23 protein-coding genes are annotated in these 20,420 nt (G+C 55.7%); 15 read left to right on the top strand and 8 right to left on the bottom strand.

The window, feature by feature from the left end; translation table 11 throughout:
* Positions 1-158 precede the first annotated feature (158 nt).
* Genes AC6IY8_RS07265 through AC6IY8_RS07255 form a run of 3 tightly spaced genes read left to right on the top strand, consistent with a single transcriptional unit; the run spans position 159 to position 3,897 of the window.
* Entirely contained in the window at positions 159-1,349 is a 1,191-nt protein-coding gene (locus AC6IY8_RS07265) for a hydroxymethylglutaryl-CoA reductase (protein ID WP_497778095.1), read from the top strand.
* Between the two features lie 21 nt (positions 1,350-1,370).
* A complete protein-coding gene (locus tag AC6IY8_RS07260; RefSeq protein WP_497778094.1) occupies positions 1,371-3,101 on the top strand; it encodes a wax ester/triacylglycerol synthase domain-containing protein in 1,731 nt (576 codons plus the stop codon).
* 25 nt (positions 3,102-3,126) lie between these two features.
* Positions 3,127-3,897 carry an alpha/beta fold hydrolase gene (locus tag AC6IY8_RS07255; RefSeq protein ID WP_497778093.1) on the top strand — a complete coding sequence of 257 codons (771 nt, stop codon included), beginning with the start codon at positions 3,127-3,129 and terminating at the stop codon, positions 3,895-3,897.
* On the opposite strand, the gene AC6IY8_RS07250 is transcribed toward AC6IY8_RS07255, so the two are convergent.
* Positions 3,894-4,451: a polyhydroxyalkanoate synthesis regulator DNA-binding domain-containing protein gene (locus tag AC6IY8_RS07250; RefSeq protein ID WP_497778092.1), complete on the bottom strand. Its 558-nt coding sequence runs from the start codon at positions 4,449-4,451 to the stop codon at positions 3,894-3,896. The two genes, AC6IY8_RS07255 and AC6IY8_RS07250, sit on opposite strands and share 4 nt — an antisense overlap.
* A gap of 108 nt (positions 4,452-4,559) precedes the next feature.
* Here AC6IY8_RS07250 and AC6IY8_RS07245 point away from each other — a divergent pair, with 108 nt between their 5' ends.
* The 7 genes from AC6IY8_RS07245 (at position 4,560) to AC6IY8_RS07215 (ending at position 12,389) form a co-directional block, all read left to right on the top strand.
* Positions 4,560-5,513, top strand: coding sequence for a hypothetical protein (locus AC6IY8_RS07245; RefSeq protein WP_497778091.1), 954 nt, complete (start codon positions 4,560-4,562; stop codon positions 5,511-5,513).
* A gap of 224 nt (positions 5,514-5,737) precedes the next feature.
* The gene (locus AC6IY8_RS07240) at positions 5,738-6,514 is read left to right on the top strand and encodes a lipase family alpha/beta hydrolase (RefSeq protein ID WP_497778090.1); all 777 of its coding nucleotides are present in this window, start codon (positions 5,738-5,740) and stop codon (positions 6,512-6,514) included.
* Between the two features lie 411 nt (positions 6,515-6,925).
* Entirely contained in the window at positions 6,926-7,579 is a 654-nt protein-coding gene (locus AC6IY8_RS07235) for a CoA transferase subunit A (protein ID WP_497778089.1), read from the top strand.
* A gap of 1 nt (position 7,580) precedes the next feature.
* Positions 7,581-8,261, top strand: coding sequence for a 3-oxoacid CoA-transferase subunit B (locus AC6IY8_RS07230; RefSeq protein WP_497778088.1), 681 nt, complete (start codon positions 7,581-7,583; stop codon positions 8,259-8,261).
* A 68-nt stretch (positions 8,262-8,329) separates the two neighbouring features.
* Complete coding sequence (locus tag AC6IY8_RS07225; RefSeq protein ID WP_497778087.1) at positions 8,330-9,511, top strand: acetyl-CoA C-acetyltransferase; 1,182 nt, start codon at positions 8,330-8,332, stop codon at positions 9,509-9,511.
* A gap of 137 nt (positions 9,512-9,648) precedes the next feature.
* Positions 9,649-11,088 carry a short-chain fatty acid transporter gene (locus AC6IY8_RS07220; protein WP_497778086.1) on the top strand — a complete coding sequence of 480 codons (1,440 nt, stop codon included), beginning with the start codon at positions 9,649-9,651 and terminating at the stop codon, positions 11,086-11,088.
* Positions 11,089-11,390: 302 nt separating this feature from the next.
* Positions 11,391-12,389, top strand: coding sequence for a quinone oxidoreductase family protein (locus AC6IY8_RS07215; RefSeq protein ID WP_497778085.1), 999 nt, complete (start codon positions 11,391-11,393; stop codon positions 12,387-12,389).
* Between the two features lie 79 nt (positions 12,390-12,468).
* Here AC6IY8_RS07215 and AC6IY8_RS07210 read toward each other — a convergent pair whose 3' ends face one another.
* Positions 12,469-13,926, bottom strand: a complete 1,458-nt coding sequence (locus tag AC6IY8_RS07210; RefSeq protein WP_497778084.1) for an NAD-dependent malic enzyme — start codon at positions 13,924-13,926, stop codon at positions 12,469-12,471.
* Positions 13,927-14,606: 680 nt separating this feature from the next.
* Here AC6IY8_RS07210 and AC6IY8_RS07205 point away from each other — a divergent pair.
* From AC6IY8_RS07205 to AC6IY8_RS07185, 5 genes are all read left to right on the top strand, one after another.
* Positions 14,607-15,419 (top strand): 3-oxoacyl-ACP reductase family protein, encoded by an 813-nt coding sequence (locus tag AC6IY8_RS07205; RefSeq protein ID WP_497778083.1) that lies wholly within the window; start codon positions 14,607-14,609, stop codon positions 15,417-15,419.
* Between the two features lie 616 nt (positions 15,420-16,035).
* Positions 16,036-16,218, top strand: coding sequence for a hypothetical protein (locus AC6IY8_RS07200; RefSeq protein WP_497778082.1), 183 nt, complete (start codon positions 16,036-16,038; stop codon positions 16,216-16,218).
* A 19-nt stretch (positions 16,219-16,237) separates the two neighbouring features.
* A complete protein-coding gene (locus AC6IY8_RS07195) occupies positions 16,238-17,008 on the top strand; it encodes a hypothetical protein (protein ID WP_497778081.1) in 771 nt (256 codons plus the stop codon).
* The gene (locus AC6IY8_RS07190) at positions 17,005-17,382 is read left to right on the top strand and encodes a hypothetical protein (protein ID WP_497778080.1); all 378 of its coding nucleotides are present in this window, start codon (positions 17,005-17,007) and stop codon (positions 17,380-17,382) included. The genes AC6IY8_RS07195 and AC6IY8_RS07190 overlap by 4 nt, the downstream gene beginning before the upstream one ends.
* 7 nt (positions 17,383-17,389) lie before the next feature.
* Complete coding sequence (locus AC6IY8_RS07185; RefSeq protein WP_497778079.1) at positions 17,390-17,737, top strand: hypothetical protein; 348 nt, start codon at positions 17,390-17,392, stop codon at positions 17,735-17,737.
* Positions 17,738-17,861: 124 nt separating this feature from the next.
* Here AC6IY8_RS07185 and AC6IY8_RS07180 read toward each other — a convergent pair whose 3' ends face one another.
* From AC6IY8_RS07180 to AC6IY8_RS07155, 6 genes are all read right to left on the bottom strand, one after another.
* The gene (locus AC6IY8_RS07180) at positions 17,862-18,056 is read right to left on the bottom strand and encodes a hypothetical protein (protein WP_497778078.1); all 195 of its coding nucleotides are present in this window, start codon (positions 18,054-18,056) and stop codon (positions 17,862-17,864) included.
* A gap of 90 nt (positions 18,057-18,146) precedes the next feature.
* Complete coding sequence (locus tag AC6IY8_RS07175) at positions 18,147-18,443, bottom strand: hypothetical protein (RefSeq protein WP_497778077.1); 297 nt, start codon at positions 18,441-18,443, stop codon at positions 18,147-18,149.
* Positions 18,444-18,454: 11 nt separating this feature from the next.
* Entirely contained in the window at positions 18,455-19,138 is a 684-nt protein-coding gene (locus AC6IY8_RS07170) for a hypothetical protein (RefSeq protein WP_497778076.1), read from the bottom strand.
* A 145-nt stretch (positions 19,139-19,283) separates the two neighbouring features.
* Positions 19,284-19,739 carry a D-Ala-D-Ala carboxypeptidase family metallohydrolase gene (locus AC6IY8_RS07165; protein ID WP_497778075.1) on the bottom strand — a complete coding sequence of 152 codons (456 nt, stop codon included), beginning with the start codon at positions 19,737-19,739 and terminating at the stop codon, positions 19,284-19,286.
* A 9-nt stretch (positions 19,740-19,748) separates the two neighbouring features.
* Complete coding sequence (locus AC6IY8_RS07160; protein WP_497778074.1) at positions 19,749-20,090, bottom strand: hypothetical protein; 342 nt, start codon at positions 20,088-20,090, stop codon at positions 19,749-19,751.
* 10 nt (positions 20,091-20,100) lie between these two features.
* Positions 20,101-20,415, bottom strand: coding sequence for a hypothetical protein (locus AC6IY8_RS07155; RefSeq protein WP_497778073.1), 315 nt, complete (start codon positions 20,413-20,415; stop codon positions 20,101-20,103).
* Positions 20,416-20,420 lie beyond the last annotated feature (5 nt).

Here is a 20,420-nt window from a genome sequence, read left to right as displayed (position 1 = left end):
AACTTACGACTGCGATTCGTACTCTCAGTCTTCTGCTTCTCTGCGAATTACTTACATATCTGCGCACCGGTTTCCACTCGAGTACGTGAAGTCAAAATCCTCATCATGCTGTTACGGAATTTATGCCTGCAAAGAATTCTGAGCGCGGGAGATTGTCAATGAAGAGCGCAATCAAAGCTGAACGGATCCGCATTCCTCGGGACGCCGAGAATGACTACACAAACGAGATAGCAGCCACCCGGAGAGATTTCATCCAGGAACATACTGGCGCGAACCTTTCACACGTTTCCAAGTACTCGTTTGATCCTGCTATCCTTCCGGGCAACGTCGAGAACTTCACCGGAGTCGCCCAGGTTCCAATCGGCGTAGCGGGTCCACTTCTCATCAAGGGTGAGCACGCGCAGGGCGAGTTTTATGTTCCACTCGCGACCACTGAAGGTACTCTCATATCCAGTTACAACCGCGGTATGCGTCTGCTCACCGAGTGTGGTGGAGTCAAGACCACGGTTGTGGAAGATTCCATGCAGCGGGCGCCAGTCTTCAGTTTTCCGGACGCTCTTCACGCCCGTGAATTCGGAAAATGGATTGACGAGAATTTCATCGCGATAAAGCAGATTGCCGAATCAACAACAAGCGTTGGTAAGCTTCGCAATATCGATCAGTTCGCAGTAGGCCCGCTGCGCTACTTACGCTTCAACTATCAGTGCGGCGACGCGGCCGGGCAGAACATGGCAAGCAAGGCCACCTATACTGCCTGCGAGTGGATCAAGGCCAACTACTCGCAGCATCCCAAGTACTTCCTTACCGGAAACATCGATACCGACAAGAAGCACTCCTACATGAACCTCATCCTTGGTCGCGGCAAACGGGTTGTGGCCGAGGCCGTTCTGCGGAGCGAGTTCCTGCAGCAGACAATGCACATCACTGCCGGTGATCTCGCCGGCGCTCGCGACATTCAGATGGCAGGAGCTGTACTCGCCGGTTCATCGAATAACGGTGCCCACTCCGCCAACGCTCTTGCCGCATTATTCATCGCCACCGGGCAGGATGCCGCCAATGTTGCCGAGTCGCATTCCGCCATGACCTACACGCGTGTGCTCGAAAACGGTGACTTCTACTGGTCCATCACGCTGCCGTCCCTCATCGTTGCTACCTACGGTGGAGGCACGGGCTTGGCCACGCAGCGTGAGTGCCTTCAGATGCTCGGCTGTTACGGCAAGGGCAAGGTGCTCAAGTTCGCCGAAATTTGCGCTGCTGTAGTTTTGGCGGGCGAAACATCTCTGGTCTCTGCCATACTTCACGGCGATTGGGTTACCGCTCACGAAAAGTACGGACGCAATCGTCCCTAAGGAGGAGGAGGAGGAACAAACATGTTAGAGACCATTGCGAACAGTCCACTCTCCTTCATGGACGCGTTCTTCCTGTACCTGGAGCAGCCTGGAGCGCCTCTCAATGTCGCGTCCATCGCGGAGTTCGAAGGGGACATCTCCTCCGAACGCTGCATGAAGTTCGTAGAGTCCAAGCTCCCGCTGATTCCTCGATTCCTGATGCGTGTTGTCATGCCATCGTTTTTCGTTGGAACTCCGACATGGCAATACGATCAGAATTTTGATCTTCGCAATCATTTCCGCGACGTCACCCTGAAGCACGGCACAGAGGCCGAGTGGAAGGCTTTGGTTTCGGAAACTCTCAGCCGCCATCTCGATCGCAGTCATCCGTTATGGGAACTCACCATAGCTCATGGCCTCAAGTCCGGACGCACCGGCGTAATCGTCAAATTGCACCATGCACTGGTTGACGGCATAGCCGGAGTCGCCATGCTCAACGTGCTGCTCGATCCCAGCCCTGCGCCACCGACGATTCATCGCACAAGGCTCGAAGTGCCGCCACCTCCGGAGCATTCCGAGCCAGTGGCTATACTCGACAGCCTGATCAACTCCTGCTTCTCCACCGCGCAGGCATTCCTGACCGTGCATTCCGAACTGTTGCGCATGGCCGAGAAGGCCACCATGCCTACTTCAAACGGCAAAGGTGCAAAGAAGGATCACGCTGCTTCTGTGCAGGAGTCCGTCACTCCTCTGGCGCGCATCGCTCCGCTCGGAGACTTGGCTCGCCTTCTTGCCGAACTCGCCGAGCCCACTCAGAAGCTGCCGTTCAACAAGCTTAGCCACGGCCCACAGAATTTCGATTGGGCCAGGGTTTCGATGGACGAGATCATTGCCGTGAAGCAAGCCTGCGAAACCACGGTCAATGATGTTGTGCTCACGACCCTCAGCATGGCTCTCCGCCGCTATTCAGAGCTGCACAGCGTTAACGTCAAGGGCCGTAAACTTCGCCTCGTGATTCCCGTCAACGTGCGCGAGGAGAGCGACAAGGAGATGGTTGGAAACCAGATCACGTTCCTTCCCGTCGATATCCCGTGGAGCTATCGCAATCCGCGCGAATTCCTCTCTGTCGTTCAGAAGAGAGTCAAGTTCTCAAAGACCGCTCATGGCGCCGAATTGGTCGGCTTGATTGGAATGGTACTAAGCGCGCTTCCAACGGCCCTGCAGTCCATCGCCGCAAACATTCTCAGCCAGCTACCTATCAGCGTGTGCAACGCCATCTGCACCAACGTGCCCGGGCCAAGAGTTCCTCTCTACCTCATGGGCCACAGGATGGTCGCCAGCTATCCTTGTGTGCCTCGTGGCGGAGAAATGGGCATGAACTGCGCGGTGTTGAGCTACGACGGTTCGCTCTTCATTGGCTTCACTGGAGACGCCCAGTGCATTCCAGATATCGGAGTGCTCTCGAAGCTCTTTGTCGAGAGCTTCAATGAACTCCGCGATTCGGTCGGCATCCACATCGCAAAACCGAGAAAGCCTCGCATTCGCAAGAAGGTCGCTGCGCCTGAGAAGCCTCGACGCGTACGTTCTCGCCGCGCCCGCTCAGCAAGTGCAAGCGCTCCGCCGTCAGCTCCATCAGTCGAAACCTCCAAAGCGGAAGCGACTTCCGCTGAGGTCGTTCCAATCTCTGAGATCGTTCCCGCGCCGATCGAAGCACCGTCGTCCGAGAGCTTCGAGATCGCGCCCCTTGCCATGGCGACAGCAGCCGGTGACTGAGTAGTTGTGCGGAAACCGCGGTGCAATGATGATTGAAACGAAGTTGCAAGAGGACTCAAGCGAATGGCTGACCAAGTGGCATGAATCGCTGTTTGGAGTAGATCTCCTCATGCTTCATGCCACTCCGGTTTATTGGGGCATCGGTGTACCTCACGGCGACGGTTCCGCGGTCATCATGATTCCCGGGTTCATGCACAGCGACGTGTATCTCGTCGTGATGTATGCGTGGCTCAAGCGCATCGGCTACAGTCCTTACTACTCCGGAATCGATCTCAATGCTGAGTGTCCCAACCTGCTCATCCAGCGCCAACTCAACCCGCTGCTCGACGAAGCTCGTCGCGAAACAGGGAAGAAAGTTCACCTCATTGGTCACAGCCTCGGAGGCGTGATCGCACGCTCTCTGGCCACGCAGCGAACCGATGCCGTTGCTTCGCTTATTACTCTCGGTTCGCCATTTTCAGGAGCGGTTGTACATCGCAGCATTCTGCGTGAAACCGAAGCCGTTCGTCGCTTCATACAAAGTCAGCATGGCGATTGCGTTCCGCCCGAGTGCTACACCGAGCGTTGTAAATGTGATTTCATGCGAGCGCTTCGACACGGAGTTCCTGCCCGCATCTCGACCACGGCTGTTTTCACCCGCAATGATGGAGTTGTCGACTGGCGCCGCTGCCGCACAGGAGATAGCGACATAGATGTCGAGGTAGGTGGCACTCACGCCGGACTTGCTTTCAATACCAGCGTTTACACAATCATCGCAAACAGACTTTTCCAGGCGAGCCACAACCGCAACCGTTAATCAGATCCCGCCTTGTTTTGCTTCGCAGAGGTTTCCTTTTGTTTCAGCATCTCTTCCAATTCCGCCAGGCGCTTCCTTAGGAGCTCGACCTCCGCTTCCGCGTTCTCTGTCGAATCGTTGTTATCCGCTGCGGGTTCTGCCGCTTGTCCTGACGTGCTCTGCACGAAGCGCTTCATCATCGACAGCGGCGAGAGCGCTGCCGACTGCATTCCGGTCAGCCCACCCTGGATTGCGGTTTGCACCCTCTGGTAGGTGTCAAAGGCCGATTTCAGATACCACGTGATGAATTCCTGCCCGACGTGGTCCGAGGCGATCACCATTTGCCTCAGCAGCTCAAGCGGAAGCACTGCTGGTCGGTCCTTGGCTGTTTCCGTGATGATCTGGGTCAGTGTGACTCTCGTCAGGTCCTCACCTGTTTTCACATCGACAACCTGCAGCTCAGTTCCATTTCGGACCATCGTTGCAATTTCATCCAGGTTCACATACCGGCTCGTCGAAGTGTCATACAGTCTGCGGTTTCCGTACTTCTTGATGACGACCTTTTGCTCTTCCAAAAAACCACCCCTTTGTTGCACTGCAATAAAGTTTGCGGATGTATTGACACGCCGACCGGGGAATACTACCATGTCGCCAATGCTGCAGTGCAGCAAAAGGAGGTTGGTATGCGTAAAGATGCAAATGGCCCCTCCGTCGTACATGAGCGGCCTTCTTCCTTTGTGTCTCTGCTGTCTGGTTGGGTGCAGCAGGGAATTGAGAGCTTCTTCGCCACGCAACGGATTTTGGTCGACTTGGCAATGCGTCAGAACACCCAAGCCATCAAGTCCATTCGCCAAGGGATCTCTGAATCCGAAGTAGATGGCAAAGACACCCCCACCAAGATCCTCACCGAATTGGCGGTAGAAGGTACTGCCAATTACATCGAAGCACAACGCATTCTTCTCGATATGGCGCAGCAGGAAAATGAGATTGTAATGAACGGTGTTGGTGAACGTGTCGGCGATTATAGTCCGGCCATCAAGGTGACCAACGTTGTTCGCCGCAGTATCGGAACGTTCATTGAGATGCAGCAGAATTTCCTGGTTCTCGCCAGCAAGCGCACGCAGGCCATGTTGCAGCCTGATGATCGCAAGGGCAAGGACGCAAACAGCCTCATCTCGCTTGCCAATGATGCGATGGATCAGTTCATCGCCGCGCAGAAGGAATTCCTCGATGTCATCTCCGAAGAAACCATCGAGAACGAGAAGAAGGAATACATCAAGAAGTCTGAGCGTGAAGATCTGCAGAAGCTTGCTCGCGAGGCTGCTGACGCCTTCATCGACGCGCAGAAGAAACTGCTGGATCTTGCTGGACAGCAGGTCAATGTGAATTTGCAGGCTGCAACTCGCGCTCTTGATCTCCGTATGCCAATCCGCCTGATGCCTGTTGCCGACATCGCTGGCGAGAGCGTGAAGAGTTTTGTGGACGCCGAAAAGGCGCTGGTTGAATCGATGATGAAGACCCGCGCTCATGCTGCTGCCGAAGTTCCAAAAGAGCAGCCGCATAAGGCTCCGGCCCCGAAGCGTACTCGTGCTGCTGCCCGTCGTCCTCGGGCGAAGGCGCGTGCTGCGAAAGCGTAACGTTTCTTACGATTCGATGATTTAAGGAACCGGTGTGCTGGGGGTGCAGCCTGGCGCGCCGGCTTTTTGCATTGTTTTGTTCGGAGATGCGAATGCCGCGGAATTTCATGCCTTCTCGCCGTCTATAAGCATCAAAGTCCTTGGCCAAAGACTGGTGGACGTCAGTGAGTCCTGTTTACTGGCTGAGACACGAATGCACTCGGAAGCGCGGCCGAAAGTCGATTATGCAAACTCCGCTCGTAAAGCTGTTAGAGGACGAAGGTGAAGCTGATATTTCCATCTGGAAGGAAGCTCTCTTTGCCGTTGAACTCTTCCTTCTCCATGCCTCTCCCGTTTATTACGGACTAGGCATTCCTCACGGCGATGGTTCCGGTGTGGTGATTATTCCGGGCTTCCTCGGCAGCGATCATTATCTGGCGGAGCTTCGCTTTTGGATCGGCAACATTGGCTACCAGCCATACTTTTCAGGCATTACGCTCAACGCAGAGTGTCCCAATCTTCTTATCCAGCACCGTCTCAACGAAACAGTCAACAATGCCGTCAAAGCCACCGGTCGCAAGATTCATCTCATAGGCCATAGCCTGGGCGGCATCATTGCGCGCTCCATTGCTGCGCAACGTCCGGACGACATTGCGTCAGTCATAACCCTCGCCTCACCGTTCCGCGGAACCATTGCACACCGCACGATCCTCCGCGCCGCTGAGGTTGTTCGCAAGCACATTCTCACGCAGCACGGGTCCGATGTTCTGCCGCACTGCTACACTTCGCGCTGCACTTGCAATTTCCTCGACTCCCTCCGCCGTCAGGTTCCCGACTCGGTCATGGAGACCGCCATCTATACCCTTGATGATGGCGTCGTGGATCCGCGCTATTGCCGCACCGGCAACTGCGATTGCGATTTCCAGGTCCCCGGAACACACATCGGCCTTGCTTTCAACGCGTCGGTTTACAAGATTATTGCGGAGCGTTTAGCCCTCGCGTCCTCGCGTCAAAAAGCCTAGAAGCCTACTTAGATTTTTCTTTGCAGCATTCGCGCTGACCACGTACACTCTGTGAGCATTGTCTCTGGGCTGAGACTTTGCACGTGGGGTTCCGAATAGTACCGTTACTGAGGTATTAAGTGGTTTTTGCTGTTGACTTGTTGTTAACGGCTGGCTACTCTCCTGCTGCGAACTGACGTATAACAAGCTGGTTGCCACCTATGGACCGATTTCTGAGATGCCCTTCCGGAGCTCAGGCCCGGAGACAACTCAACCATCTCTTGCAGCAGGGCCCCGCAATCCTGAGGCCTCGCTGTATTCCTCCCTTATTCCCCAGCACACAACAATCAACTCGCCTGTTTTTTCTTAGCTCTTCCATAGAAAATCTCAAGGCATTTTCGAACAATACATACCTATTCGAACGAGGCATCCATGCAAAAAGCCACCAACTGCACTAAAGCTGTCGAGATGATTCCTGACGGCGCAACGCTGATGATCGGCGGCTTCCTTGGGGTCGGAACTCCCCACCGGGCCATCGAGGAACTCATCCGCCAGGGTAAGAAAGACCTTACCGTCATCGCGAATGACACCGGTCGCCCTGCTCTCGGAATCGGCAAGTTGATCGTTGCCAAGCTGGTGAAGAAAGCGATCGTCAGCCATATTGGTACGAATCCTGAGACTCAGCGGCAGATGATCGCCGGCGAACTGGAAGTCGTGCTTACTCCGCAGGGCACCCTGGCCGAGCAGATTCGTGCCGGCGGTTTTGGATTGGGCGGAGTTCTCACCGCCACCGGCATCGGAACCACCGTTGCTGAAGGCAAGCAGACCATCGAGATCAACGGCAAGCAGTACCTGGTTGAACTCCCGCTACGTGCTGATTTCGCTCTTCTTGCGGCGCATCGTTCCGACTATCGCGGCAATCTTGAGTACGCTCTGACCGCGCGTAACTTCAACTCCGTCATGGCGATGTCTGCCGACCACGTCATCGTTGAGCCTGACCACATCGTTCCCGTCGGAGTCATTCCGCCTGACGCTGTCGCAACGCCCTTCTGCTGCGTGGACTACATCATCGAGAGGTGCAATTAACATGGACGAGAAAGTACTTATCGCAAAGCGCGTCGCCCTTGAAATGAAGAGCGGCTCCCTGGTCAACCTCGGCATCGGTTTGCCGACCACGGTTGCCAATTACCTCGCTCCTGGTCTCGAGGTGTATTTCCAGTCTGAGAATGGAATCGTTGGCATGGCCCCGGCTCCTGAGCAGGGAATGGTTGACCCCGACCTCACCGATGCCGGCGGCGGTTTCGTTGGCGCAATCCCCGGCGCAGCCAGCATCGACAGTGCTCTGTCCTTTGGACTCATTCGCGGCGGCCACCTCGATGTGACTGTGCTCGGCGGCCTTGAAGTTGACGAACTCGGTCATCTCGCCAACTGGGTAGTTCCCGGCAAGATGGTGCCCGGCATGGGCGGAGCCATGGATCTGGTCAGCGGCGCGAAGAGAGTGATCGTCGCCATGACTCACACCGCCAAGGGCAAGCCCAAGATCCTCAAGCGCTGCACGCTCCCGTTGACGTCGGTCCGCCGTGTCAGCCTCATCGTGACCGAATTGGCCGTGATCGAGCCGACGGAAGCCGGTTTGGTGCTCAAGGAAATTGCTCCTGGCGTCACCGTCGAGCAAGTCGTTGCGGCCACAGAAGCCACGCTCATCATTCCTGAAAAGGTCGAGGTTATGCCTCTCGATGAGCCGACCGTTACGGCGGCAAAGGCTTAATTGAATCTTTGCCATCGAGCGATTAACCTGCTTCAGCGGCAAATGTAACGGATTCAAAGGGGAATGAAATGACTGACGTAGTTATCGTTTCCGCGGCTCGCACAGCCGTCGGAAAATTCGCTGGATCTCTGGCCAGCGTCCCCGCGCCTCAGCTTGGCGCTGTGGCCATTGGCTGCGCCCTGCAGCGTGCGGGCGTACAGCCTGAGATGGTCAGCGAAGTAATCATGGGCAATGTCTTGGCAGCCGGTCTTGGACAGAATCCTGCCCGCCAGGCCACCCTCAAAGCTGGTCTGCCCGTATCCACTCCGGCCATGACCATCAATCGCGTCTGCGGCTCCGGTCTTCAGGCCGTCATGACCGCGGCTAACGGCATCATCGCCGGTGATTCTGACATTGTTGTAGCTGGTGGTCAGGAGAACATGAGTGCCACTCCGCACCTGCTTAACGGCTCGCGTGACGGCTTCCGCATGGGAGACGCCAAGCTGGTTGACAGCATGATCGTGGATGGCCTCTGGGACGTTTACAACCAGTACCACATGGGCATTACGGCCGAGAACGTTGCCAAGGAATACGGCATCTCGCGCGAGCAGCAGGACGAGTTCTCGGTTGCGTCGCAGAACAAGGCCGAGGCAGCGCAGAAAGCCGGTAAGTTCAAGGAAGAGATTGCGGCCGTTCCGGTTCCGCAGCGTAAGGGCCCGCCGGTGAATTTCGATGCCGATGAATTCATCCGCTACGGAGCGACTATCGAAGGCATGGCAGCTCTGAAGCCTGCGTTCGACAAAGCTGGAACTGTGACCGCCGGCAATGCCAGCGGCATCAACGACGGAGCTGCTGCTTTGGTCGTCATGTCTGCCAAGCGTGCAGCCGAGCTCAATCTCAAGCCTCTGGCGCGGATTGCCTCTTACGCCGCTTCTGCCATCGATCCCAAGATCATGGGTATGGGGCCGGTTCCGGCATCCCGCCGTGCTCTCGAGCGTGCCGGCTGGAAGGTGCAAGACCTCGACCTCATGGAAATCAACGAGGCTTTTGCAGCACAGTCCTGTGCGGTTCACAAGGAGATGGGCTGGGATCTCTCCAAGGTCAACGTCAATGGCGGAGCCATCGCCATCGGACATCCCATTGGAGCTTCCGGTGCTCGCATTCTTGTCACGCTGCTCTATGAAATGAAGCGTCGCAATGCCAAGAAGGGTCTTGCTTCACTCTGCATTGGTGGCGGCATGGGCGTGGCCCTCACGGTGGAACGCGACTAAGTAGCTTTTGCATTCTCTCCAGAATGGGCCACGGTCACACGACCGAGGCCCATTTTCGTTTCAATATTGGAAAGTCCTAGCAGGTGAAGTATCGATTATCGCGAATCAAACATTACGAATTATCGGAGCGCATGGTTATGGCAAACCCCGGACCTACAAGTACCGCGAAAAAACCGGCTCCCACGAGCAGCGTCGCTGACGGAGCGCTCGTTCGCTTTGGACTAGCACTCTCCACTTGGAGCGAGCGCTGGTTCCCCGACCCCTTAGTATTTGCCCTCGCCGGAGTCGTTCTCGTATTCATCTTCGGACTCTGCATCGGCCAGAAGCCCGGCAATCTCGCCTTCCAGGGCGGCAAAGCTTTCTGGACCCTTGTCCCGTTCACCATGCAGATGGTGATGATCATCATCGGTGGCTACGTCGTCGCCACCGCACCTATCGTTAACCGCTTCATCGCCTGGATCGCAAAATTCCCCAAGAACCCGCGTAACGCCATCGCTGTTGTGGCGTTCCTCTCGATGTTGACCTCACTCATCTCGTGGGGCCTCAGCCTCATCTTCAGCGGACTCCTCGTTCGCGAACTCGCCAAGCGCATCAAGGGCATGGATATCCGTGCCGCCGGTGCCGCCGCCTACCTCGGACTAGGTGCCGTCTGGGCCTTGGGCCTCTCGTCCTCGGCAGCTATGATGATGGCCACTAAGTCTGCAATTCCTGCCGGGCTCTTGCAGATCGCTGGCGTCATTCCTTTGCGGCAGACGCTCTTCCTCTGGCAGAGCATCGCTACCGCCGTCGTACTCATCATCCTCTCGACGGTCATCGCCTACGCCTCCGCACCTCCGGCCGAGCGAGCCCGCACCGCCCAGGATTACGGCATCGATTACGAGTCCTCCGAACGCGTTCTTGAGCCGCGCACCCGTCCCGGCGAGTGGCTGGAATACAGTCCGTTGCTCAGCATCCTCGTAGCTGGCCTGCTCGCCTGGTACCTCATTACCTTCTTCAAGCAGTCGCCCACAGGCGCTCTAGCCGCGCTGGACCTCAACAACTACAACCTCATCTTCATCACCGCTGGATTGCTTCTGCACTGGCGTCCCAAGAGCTTCGTCAAAGCCGTAGCCGAATGCATTCCGGCCACCGGCGGCGTGCTGATTCAGTTCCCGTTCTACGCCGTCATTTTCGGCATGATCGTCGGCAGCGGCATTTCCGACTGGATGGCCAATCTGTTCTCGCGCGTCACCACCCACGGAACCTACCCGTTGCTGGTCGCGCTCTACTCAGCCCTCATCGGAGTCTTTGTGCCCTCCGGAGGCAGCAAGTGGGTCATCGAAGCGCCTTATGTTTTGCAGGCCGCCAACAACCTCCACGTTCACCTGGGATGGGTCGTGCAGATCTACAACGCATCCGAAGCTCTGCCCAACCTTGTGAACCCCTTCTGGATGCTTCCGCTGCTCGGAATCCTGCGCCTCAAAGCGCGTGACCTTGTCGGCTACGGCGTGCTTCAGATGATTGTCCACGTTCCCGTGGTCTTCTTCCTCTGCTGGTACTTCGCCCACGCCATCCCCTACATCCCGCCAGTGAAATAGCGGCAGAGGGAAGTGCTCTTTATAAGCGTGATGGTTCGTCGCCATCACGCTTCGCTGTTTGAGGTAAGGGTGGCATCCTGAGCCGCAGGCGGAGGAACCAAGCGCCGCTTCTTGCTCCTCTGCCGCCCCAGATTTTTCGGCCACCCAACCCTTCTTTCGAATTGCCGAGCAGGATGTACACGAGTTCGATGGCCGACATTGAATCTTGCGCCTCCTCCATCTACCATCGTTCCGAACCCGCAAGGTGCCCCCGGCATCTCTAGTTAGGATTCCCCTAGCTCAGCCACGAAAGGAAAGACTCAATGCGTGCATGGTTGATGGATTCTTATGAAGGTTATGAAAAGCTCCGTCTCGATGAGGTTCCCGACCCGCAGCCCTCGCAGGGAGAGGTGCTGATTAAGATTAAGTACGCCGCGCTCAATCCCGCCGACGCTTTTCTTGCCGTCAATCAATATCCTGCCAAGCCCAAACTTCCTCACATTCTCGGTCGCGACGGAGTCGGCGAAGTCATCGCCGTAGGCCCCGGAGTAAACGGCGTAAAAACCGGCGACACCGTCAGCATTCTTCGCGGCGATACCGGTGTCGAAAAGTGGGGAACCCTCGCCGAGAAGACCATCGTCGATGCGTCCCACGTCAACACAGTTCCGCAGGGCTGGACGCTCGAGGAGACTGCCGGCGCGCCTCTCGTCTTCCTGACCGCCTGGCAGGCTCTCACCCAGTGGAGTGATCCTGCCGCGCCGCCCGCTCCCGGCTCCGTCCTGCTTGTTACCGGAGCCTCCGGCGGCGTCGGCTCCTCTGCGGTTCTGCTCGGGAAATCTATGGGCCTCACCGTAATCGCACTTTCTCGCAGCAAGGAAAAAGGCGAGAAGCTCAAAGAACTCGGTGCCGACTTCGTCTTCGATCCGTCCGAGAAGGGAATCCGCAAGCAGATCCTTGTCGCGATTCAACCCAAGCGCGTCGATATCGTCGTGGACAGTGTTGGAGGCGCATTCTTCAACGAAGTCATTTCCATGCTTGGCTATGCTGGACGCATCAGCGTCGTTGGTCGCAGCGGTGGCGTTGTGCCCGAATTCAACACCGCCACGCTCTTCTTTCGTCGCAACCGCATTGGCGGCGTCACCGTCTCCGACTACTCGCCCGAGCAGGCCAAGCAAGCCTTCTCGCAAATCGTCGAGCGGCTCGGAAAACTCGGCAAGCGCCCCGTTGTCGATTCCATCTATTCCTTCGAAGATGTAAAGAAAGCCTTCGCCCGCCTTGGCGAAGGCCCGATGGGTAAAGTCCTGGTCAAAGTCGGAGCCTAAAACAAAAAGGGAGAAGCCCAAAGCTTCTCCCAATCCCCTCATAGTGGGATAGCACTCATTCCCGTTGCATCACAGCCTCTTACTTTGAAGCGACCGCAGCCTCATACGGATGATCTTCCGCTCCTGCCGTCCTACGCGCCACGCCCGTTGCAATCGCAGTCTTCACTACTGCCGCTGCCACGGCCTTCGCCACGCGCCGGTCGAACACGCCCGGAATGATGTAGTCCTCCGTTAGCTCCTCTGGCTTGACCATCTCGGCAATAGCCTTGGCGGCAGCCAATTTCATTTCTTCGTTGATGTCCGTCGCACCGCAGTCCAGTGCTCCGCGGAAGATTCCCGGGAAACACAGCACATTGTTGATCTGGTTCGGATAATCCGACCGTCCCGTCGCCATAATGCGAACATACGGAGCCGCATCTTCCGGCATGACTTCCGGCGTAGGATTCGCCATAGCAAAGACAATCGGGTCCCGGTTCATCTTCGCCAGGTCTTCCGGTTCCACCGCACCCGGCCCTGAGAGTCCCAGGAACAGATCCGCACCCTCGAGCGCTTCCTTTACAGATCCCGCAAAGTTCGTCGGATTCGTGTGTTCGGCAAACCACTGCTTCATGTAGTTCAGCCCCGTGCGCCCCTTGTGAATCGCGCCCGTACGATCGAATCCGATGATGTTCTTCGCGCCCGCATTCATGATGATCTTCGAGCACGCCACGCCCGCCGCGCCTACGCCAGTCACGATGATCTTGAGATCGCCGATGTCTTTTTTCACCAGCTTCAGAGCATTCGTCAGCGCTGCCAATACCACGACGGCCGTTCCGTGCTGGTCGTCGTGAAACACCGGAATATTCAGTTCCTTCTTCAGCCGGTCTTCAATCTCAAAACACCGTGGTGCTGAAATGTCTTCCAGATTGATCCCGCCAAACCCCGGTGCCACTGCCTTCACCGTGCGAATGATCTCTTCCGTATCCTTCGTGTCGAGACAAAGAGGGAAGGCGTCCACATCGCCAAATTCCTTGAACAGCAGCGCCTTTCCTTCCATCACCGGCATCGCCGCTTCCGGACCTATATCACCCAATCCCAGCACCGCCGTTCCATCACTCACCACGGCGATCGTGTTTGCCTTGATCGTCAACTGAAACGCTTTCTCCGGATTGTCGTGGATCGCCATGCACACGCGCGCAACTCCCGGTGTATACGCCATCGAAAGATCTTCGCGCGTCAGAAGAGGAACCTTGCTGTTGATGCGGATCTTGCCTCCCATGTGCATCATCAGCGTGCGGTCTGAAACGCTCAGGACCTCCACGATGTCGAGAGACTTCAGTGCGTCAACGATCAACTCCCCATGCTTCTCATCGCGGGCCGCCAGCGTGATTTCTCGAACTTTGTGTGTCTTTGTTACGCCCTTGATATCGATCGCTCCGATATCGGCACCGAGATCGCTGATCAGTGCTGTCACCCGTCCGAGATTGCCGGGCTTGCTGCTGATCCTCAACCGAATCGTCAAGCTGTAACTTGCACTGGGTTTTGCGAGTGTGTTCACGGAAACTCCTTATGAATGCGAATATGATTTGAGCAACAAAAGGAATAAAAGCGCTCGTGATGAACTACACCGGGCACTTGACACAATGATATGCCTCTCCGCAATCCCCATTGCGTTTTCCGAACAATTTTTCCTCTCCGTCGGGTCCAAAACGATGCACCCGCATTCGTCTGCGAAGCAGCAAAACCTCGCCTCTCGTTTTCGCCGTTGTGTTCTTTACAACACGCCGCTCACTGCATCTATGCGCCACGGCAAAACAGCGAGAGAAGGGTGCCGCTGTCCCACTCGTAGTTGCTTGCGCGCTACGTAGCTGAAGGCTCGCTCTTAGCTTCGAATCAGCAGGAAATGTGTGCTCGGGATGACTTCTAAAGTTGGATGGTTGTCCGGCAGCGCTCACTCTTATCCGTGACTAGCGTCACAGAGGATTTGGAACTCCCTCTGCCAGTATCGTTTACACGCTTCGATGTTGCGAGGCCTATTGAGCAGCCCTCGCAGATTCAGCGCCTTCTTGTAGTAAGACCGATTACATGTACAGCTAGGCAGCAGGTCTCACATCTGAGAGCCGTCGCATGCCTATTTCTGGTTTGAGCTTTCATGCCCTGAACCGGACTGTGCCAACTCGGCAAAAAAACGTCACAGAGAATTTCTGGAAATTCACTATTACTTTAGGAGATTAGGTAATGGCAACAGTAGCCGTCGGCAAGTTTGGAAACAGTGAACCGAAGATCTACGCCAATAACTTGATTCACCCGAAGCCTCTTGAAGGAAAGGTGGCGCTGGTCACCGGAGGCGCTCGTGGAATCGGTCGTGCCATCGCCAGAGAGCTTGCCGCGAAGGGTGCGACTGTCGCCATCAACTATCGTTCCAGCAGCGCAGAGGCCGAAAACTTGGCTGCCGAGCTCAATGAACTCGGATCAGAAAGCCTGCTGATCAAAGGCGACGTTTCATCAAGCACCGAAGCCAAGACCGTGACAGAAGCCGTTATGGATAGTTACAAGCAGCTCGACATTCTCGTAAACAATGCTGGCATCACGCGCGATCGCACTCTGCGCAAGATGACCGACGAAGAATGGTTCGAGGTCTTGCAGACCAACCTCAACGGAACCTTCTTCTGCACGCGTGCGGCACTGCCCTCGATGATTCAGAACAAGTTTGGCCGCATCGTGAACATCGCCTCGATTGTCGGCCAGGCTGGCGCATATGGTCAGGCCAATTACGCGGCCAGCAAGGGAGCCATCATCGCGTTCACCAAGACCGTTGCTCTCGAAGTCGCACAGTTCAACATCACTGCCAACGTCATTGCGCCTGGCTACACCGCCACCGACATGGTTTCCGCGATGCCTGAGGAAGTGCTGAAGAACATCGCCTCGAAGATTCCGCTGAAGCGCCTGGGCAAACCGGAAGAAGTTGCCAAGGCCGTAGCCTTCCTGGTCGCCGACGGAAGCTACATCACCGGTCACGAACTGAACGTGAACGGCGGCGTCTTGATGTAAACCTGGAAGTCTTGTTCACGGGGCGGCCTTCTGCGCCGCCCCTGCGCTACTAACTTGTCCAACACCGCAGCAATCCACCAAACTGCAACACCACCCACCTCCGGTTCGCATTCACCGAATGTATCTAGTCGAGAGCGCCTTCTTCTGTGATGAATTTGCACGTTTCGAGAAGAGCCGATCCGAAAGACGCATTGCGTTCACAAGCGCCTGTTCTGGAAGCTGAAGTCCAACTCCACAACCAGCGGAATCTTAGGATTTATTGTGAGGGAAATACTGATTCGTGCAGGTGAGGTTCGGCGTAAGTCATTCTAAACAAATGGTGAGCGCGCTGGGACTCGAACCCATGCACTTACTTAATATTCAATGAGATAACCTGCCGCGTCTTGCGTCCTTTTACGGCATTTTTCGTTGAATACGTGTTCATTGTTCCCTTACTGTTCCCCCTTCCTAATACCATCCTAAAGAAAACCCCTGGATCAAAGCTCCCGTTCGGGAGTCTGCGGTTGTAGTGCATTGCTGAGAGCTAAAAGGCAGTGGCTTTCGTTTTTCAGGTCATTGCGGAAAGCAAAAAAAAAGCGAACAATGCTCCAAACCATGCGGAATAGAATTATCGCTCATGTACCGTTTTCCGGTGGCAACCAGCCACCAGGACCTGTGCATGATCGTCGTCAAGTTCACTCTTCTCATTGCGGCACTCGCAACGGCGCTATCGTTCAGCGCTCTTCAGAGCACCTCTGCCACTCCACAAAATCAGGCAATCGTCGATTCGGGTGGCGATCCCGCGCCGGTAGGTCGCTAGTGCAATTAGGGGGTCTCCAATGAGGCCCCCAGCACAAGGACTTGTTGAAATTGTTTGGGCATTCATGATCCTCACCGAGATTGCTCTGATTACTCGGCTCTGGATGGTTCCCGGTCGCAAGTTTTATCCCGCCTTTCGTGCCTATCTCACATTCTGCTGTGTGCGCTCTGTGATCCTGTTCGGGGTCAACTGGTTCGGGGCATACACCCTACACTTCTGGCTGTATTACTTCGGAATCATCCTTGAAATGGGCTTTGTTCTTGGTTTTCTACACGAGATGTTTCGGGAACTGTTCTGCCCGACGTGGATTTTGCCTGGCAGGTCGTACCAAGCTCTGTGCTGCTGGGTAGTTGTGTTGGGGGTAGCGTGTTCGGCTGTAGCCTACCTGTTTCCGAGCGCCTATCCCATTTGGGTCATCGCGGTTGCAAGAGAGATTGAGAGCGCTGAGACCTTCTTTTTCTGGGGTCTAATCGTGATTGTTTTTTCTGCAGCCACATGGCTCGGCGTGCCTCTCCGTAAGCGGCTACTCGGCATTGTAGCCGGGTTGGTGGTTGAGTTCGGAGCACTGGCGGCGCTTCAGCCGTTTTACATCAGTGCGCCGGCATCATTGGCGGCGAGGCTTAACTTGTTGCGGGTTGTTTCTTACTACTTGGCTCTCGTGATTTGGTGGGTCACATTCAGCCTTCCGGAACCACAGCTTGTGCCAGCCAACCTAGTTGCTAATTCACAACGTATGAACGAGCTGAAATCTAGGTTCTCCACTACGGAGACCGTGGGAGAAAAGTTTTGAAGACTTTAGTTTCACAACTTGTCGCGGTGTTCCATGTTCTGCCCGTGCAGATGACACCAGACACTTTTAGCGAGTGCAAGCTGTGCGAAATCAATCAATTCTGTGACAATGTTCTCGCCTTGTCGTATGGCGCCGGAGATGTCGAGTTTGATACTCAAGGGCGCCAGGAATTAGAATTCGTCCTGTCTGAATTGAAGCGGGATGCGTTGCTCCTAAAATCGCTCATCAGGACTACGAAGCGAAAGCAGATGTATTCCGAGGTCGTACCCAGGCTTTGCGCGCAATTATCACAGGTTTCCATTGGACTGCGCGAACTCTGCGAACTTGCTAATCCATCTCTCACTCTAGCCCTTGACGCGCTGACGTGTGACTGAGGAAATTATGAAAAGAGCAGGCCTTACTCCAGACGAATTGGAGCTGGTATCCATGCTGGAAGAGAAGATCGCGCACGCCGAGCAGAAGATCCAACAGTACAGGAAGGCTCTCGACGCAATCATAGGCGAAGTGGATCGTCGTAGACCGTGGCTGATTGCAGTTGAGAAGCTCCAACAGTCTCCGGGGCCTATGAGCATTGATGAACTCTTCCAGGCTGTGGCATCTGTGAAGGGATGGCCCGATACGGCCGTTGCGAGAGGACACTTCCAGCGCACAATCGGCAAAGCAGCTTCGAAGTTCAAAACGGTTGGCGACAAAATTGGACTTGCCGACTGGCCCGATAATCGATTCTAACCCGCTGTATTCAACCCCGTACATAACAAGCCAGTCTCCCCCAACTGGCTTTTGTAATTGATACTGTCAATTGACAGTCACTTTCCAGAACTCAGAAGGTGTCGCTCTTTACCCCCTTCAAAACCTACATGTATCCCGTTTTCGCCATGTCAGCTTCGTCGGCTGCGAGCTGCTTCATCACCGCCTCCTGCATGTACCCAGTTACGGTGCGGTTGGTGAATCGGCGGGCTCGATCGACGCGCTTCTTTAATTCTGGCGAGCAGTACATATAGATTCCGGGGCGCTTCTTTGTCTTACTAGCGTCCTTCTTTCTTGGCATGGCCCGAACACGAGAGTACCAGACGAACTGCTCGGGTGTCACAACGTATGACTATCACAGCCTTCTCCGTCCATCTCTCTTTCGATGGGGTCACCCCTGCACCACGTCCTTATCGTTCTTTCCCTTCAACCTGTCCATCAGAGCACCAAAAGCATTCGATCCTTGATTGATTCCATAAGGGACAGAGACCAGTGCGGCCATACCGCCGAGAGTCATTGGAAGGTTCGACATCCATGCCGAGACAAGAGCCGGGTCACTCAGCTTACTTACGTGGCGAAGCGCAAACGCGAGGAGGACCGCCATGAAGCCACCCATGCCAAGGAGATAAACGCGAGAAGAGCTCGGGGAACCATTGTCGGATAACAGTCCTTTCACAAATTCACGCATGCTGTTCCTCCTTACCGAACCTTGAGCAGCTCGCACCCGATCAGTACGCTGCCGCCTGTGATGAGTCCCGTTTTTGAGTCCATCTTCTGTGCAACCAATGTTCCGGCGCCCACGGAAACTCCTCCACACATCACATGACCGAGGCCTGCCTTGAGGCGCTGCCATCGCGTGCCACCCTTGGCCGTGTTCTTCCAGGCGTCGCGGTCATCCCTCACCGCACTAAGCTTCGTAGCATCGTCCGCACGGTCGGCCTTGCAGGTTTCCAGAGCCTTACTGGTTGCATCACAGGTCAGCAGCACATTAGCTGTCTCTTCGGCCTTCTGATCTGTCTCGACAACGTAGCTGGGTGCGTCCGGTAGCTTCTGCTTTGTACTCTCGGGTAAGTCTTCGCGATTCACGGTGGAGGACGAACCGCCAGCAGGAATGTAATGATCGATTACCTTCACCGCCGCCTGTGGAGTTGTCACAGCGGACTTCTGCAGCCTGATGGCTTCTTCGTACTGCTTGAGCTTAGCGTCACGGTCAGCAATATCCTTGTCGGCTTTCGCCTCCGCTGCGGCTGAAGCCTTGTCCTGTTCTTCGGCGCGGGCGCTGCTGACAGCCTGTTGCTTATCGACGACATGGAGAGCAAAAAGGCTGGATAGAATGAGCACGGTAACTACTGCCACTAACAAGACTTTCTGTTTTGCCGTCATGCGGACGTTCCTTTCTTCTTGACTGCGATCACCCGCGGATCCGCGATCTCCTCAATATGAACCAGATAGAATTTGTGGCAGTGCCCACAAGCTGCACGTCCATCGGGCAGTACCGCGAGAATGGCGTCACATTTTGGGCAGCGAATCACGCCGAAATGCCTTGCCGATAGTTCGCCTTGCCATTGACGAAGTGCGCTGTCAGAACTTGACCGCGCATAGTCGGCGCGAAGCTGATATGAACCCAAGTGCCTTCCTGAATGAGCTGGTCGAACGTCAATCCTCGTTCTGCTGCTTTCGAGACGATCTGCTGGACGATCTCCAGCGGCGTTCCGAACTCCGGACAGATGAAGTCCGCGGCGTAGCCAGTAGTGTGTGCAGATGTTGGAACACCGCGCACAGCGGAGTTAAGAGCCGGGCAGCGATAGCCAGAGTCAATATGAATTGGACCAGCCAGAATGTCGCGGACGGTCTCCAGTCCAGCGGATAGGACGCGTAGGTGCCCGATGGTTTCAGCGTCAGGCTTATTGTTGATACCGCGAGCAACAGCCGTCGAGCTGAAGGTTAACTCTTCAAGCGTGAAATGATCAGATAGAGCAGTCACGAAAGCCTCCTATTTCGCTAGAACTTGCGGAGTCTGTACTGCCAATTTCAAAATCAGATAGCCGAAAAATCCGATAACTGAGAGGGACGCGGTGATGAGCGCACCGAGCGAGAGCCTGCGGTTCGCGGCTGTGCTGGTATCCTGCGCCTGGCACCAGTCCTCGAGATGAGAGACACGCGCACGAATATCGCCGCGATCCTCCGCCTCAGACAGGCGCTCGGTCGCGAGCGTGTCCAGCTTGTCTTCCATGCGGCCCATCCGCTCATCGACCCGGCGGATAAGATCCATAGCGACTGAGAGGATTTCGGCTCCCTGAGAATTCGTAGCTTCACTCGTGGCTAGTGCTGGCATCCCGCGTCTCCTAGATCAACGCCTGAAAGGCTGCGAGCGTGTCAGAGGTGATCAAGCCCGCGGTCTGGGCCTTCGCAATGAAGGCGTTGATGAAGGTCGTACGGTCGCCAAATGTGTCTGTCACACCCGGACCCGCTCCTGCCTCGATGGCCGCAAGCTCAGCTTGCTTTGTCGTGAGTGATTGCTGGGCGTCGGTCAGTGTGGTGCTGATGACGGCCATAAGGCTGGAGGCGTTGTCGATTCTTCCTTGCAGGCTACAAATCGCCTGCTTGGCCGCCTGCCTACGCGACTCGTTCGCAAGTGCGTTTGCTGTTGTGTCATCCATTTAGG

This window comes from Koromonas soli (genome assembly GCF_059726265.1).
Note: the sequence above shows the minus strand (reverse complement) of the source record. Positions and strands in the feature narration are given on the sequence as shown.

Excerpts from the sequence above, each read along its gene's own strand:
- AC6IY8_RS07180 (WP_497778078.1), bottom strand. The coding sequence starts at position 18,056 with ATGCCAAGAAAGAAGGACGCTAGTAAGACAAAGAAGCGCCCCGGAATC.
- AC6IY8_RS07215 (WP_497778085.1), top strand. The coding sequence starts at position 11,391 with ATGCGTGCATGGTTGATGGATTCTTATGAAGGTTATGAAAAGCTCCGT.
- AC6IY8_RS07160 (WP_497778074.1), bottom strand. The coding sequence starts at position 20,090 with ATGCCAGCACTAGCCACGAGTGAAGCTACGAATTCTCAGGGAGCCGAA.
- AC6IY8_RS07255 (WP_497778093.1), top strand. The coding sequence starts at position 3,127 with ATGATGATTGAAACGAAGTTGCAAGAGGACTCAAGCGAATGGCTGACC.
- AC6IY8_RS07265 (WP_497778095.1), top strand. The coding sequence starts at position 159 with ATGAAGAGCGCAATCAAAGCTGAACGGATCCGCATTCCTCGGGACGCC.
- AC6IY8_RS07175 (WP_497778077.1), bottom strand. The coding sequence starts at position 18,443 with ATGCGTGAATTTGTGAAAGGACTGTTATCCGACAATGGTTCCCCGAGC.
- AC6IY8_RS07230 (WP_497778088.1), top strand. The coding sequence starts at position 7,581 with ATGGACGAGAAAGTACTTATCGCAAAGCGCGTCGCCCTTGAAATGAAG.
- AC6IY8_RS07200 (WP_497778082.1), top strand. The coding sequence starts at position 16,036 with ATGTACCGTTTTCCGGTGGCAACCAGCCACCAGGACCTGTGCATGATC.
- AC6IY8_RS07260 (WP_497778094.1), top strand. The coding sequence starts at position 1,371 with ATGTTAGAGACCATTGCGAACAGTCCACTCTCCTTCATGGACGCGTTC.
- AC6IY8_RS07195 (WP_497778081.1), top strand. The coding sequence starts at position 16,238 with ATGAGGCCCCCAGCACAAGGACTTGTTGAAATTGTTTGGGCATTCATG.
- AC6IY8_RS07155 (WP_497778073.1), bottom strand. The coding sequence starts at position 20,415 with ATGGATGACACAACAGCAAACGCACTTGCGAACGAGTCGCGTAGGCAG.
- AC6IY8_RS07225 (WP_497778087.1), top strand. The coding sequence starts at position 8,330 with ATGACTGACGTAGTTATCGTTTCCGCGGCTCGCACAGCCGTCGGAAAA.
- AC6IY8_RS07240 (WP_497778090.1), top strand. The coding sequence starts at position 5,738 with ATGCAAACTCCGCTCGTAAAGCTGTTAGAGGACGAAGGTGAAGCTGAT.
- AC6IY8_RS07235 (WP_497778089.1), top strand. The coding sequence starts at position 6,926 with ATGCAAAAAGCCACCAACTGCACTAAAGCTGTCGAGATGATTCCTGAC.
- AC6IY8_RS07245 (WP_497778091.1), top strand. The coding sequence starts at position 4,560 with ATGCGTAAAGATGCAAATGGCCCCTCCGTCGTACATGAGCGGCCTTCT.
- AC6IY8_RS07185 (WP_497778079.1), top strand. The coding sequence starts at position 17,390 with ATGAAAAGAGCAGGCCTTACTCCAGACGAATTGGAGCTGGTATCCATG.
- AC6IY8_RS07170 (WP_497778076.1), bottom strand. The coding sequence starts at position 19,138 with ATGACGGCAAAACAGAAAGTCTTGTTAGTGGCAGTAGTTACCGTGCTC.
- AC6IY8_RS07220 (WP_497778086.1), top strand. The coding sequence starts at position 9,649 with ATGGCAAACCCCGGACCTACAAGTACCGCGAAAAAACCGGCTCCCACG.
- AC6IY8_RS07205 (WP_497778083.1), top strand. The coding sequence starts at position 14,607 with ATGGCAACAGTAGCCGTCGGCAAGTTTGGAAACAGTGAACCGAAGATC.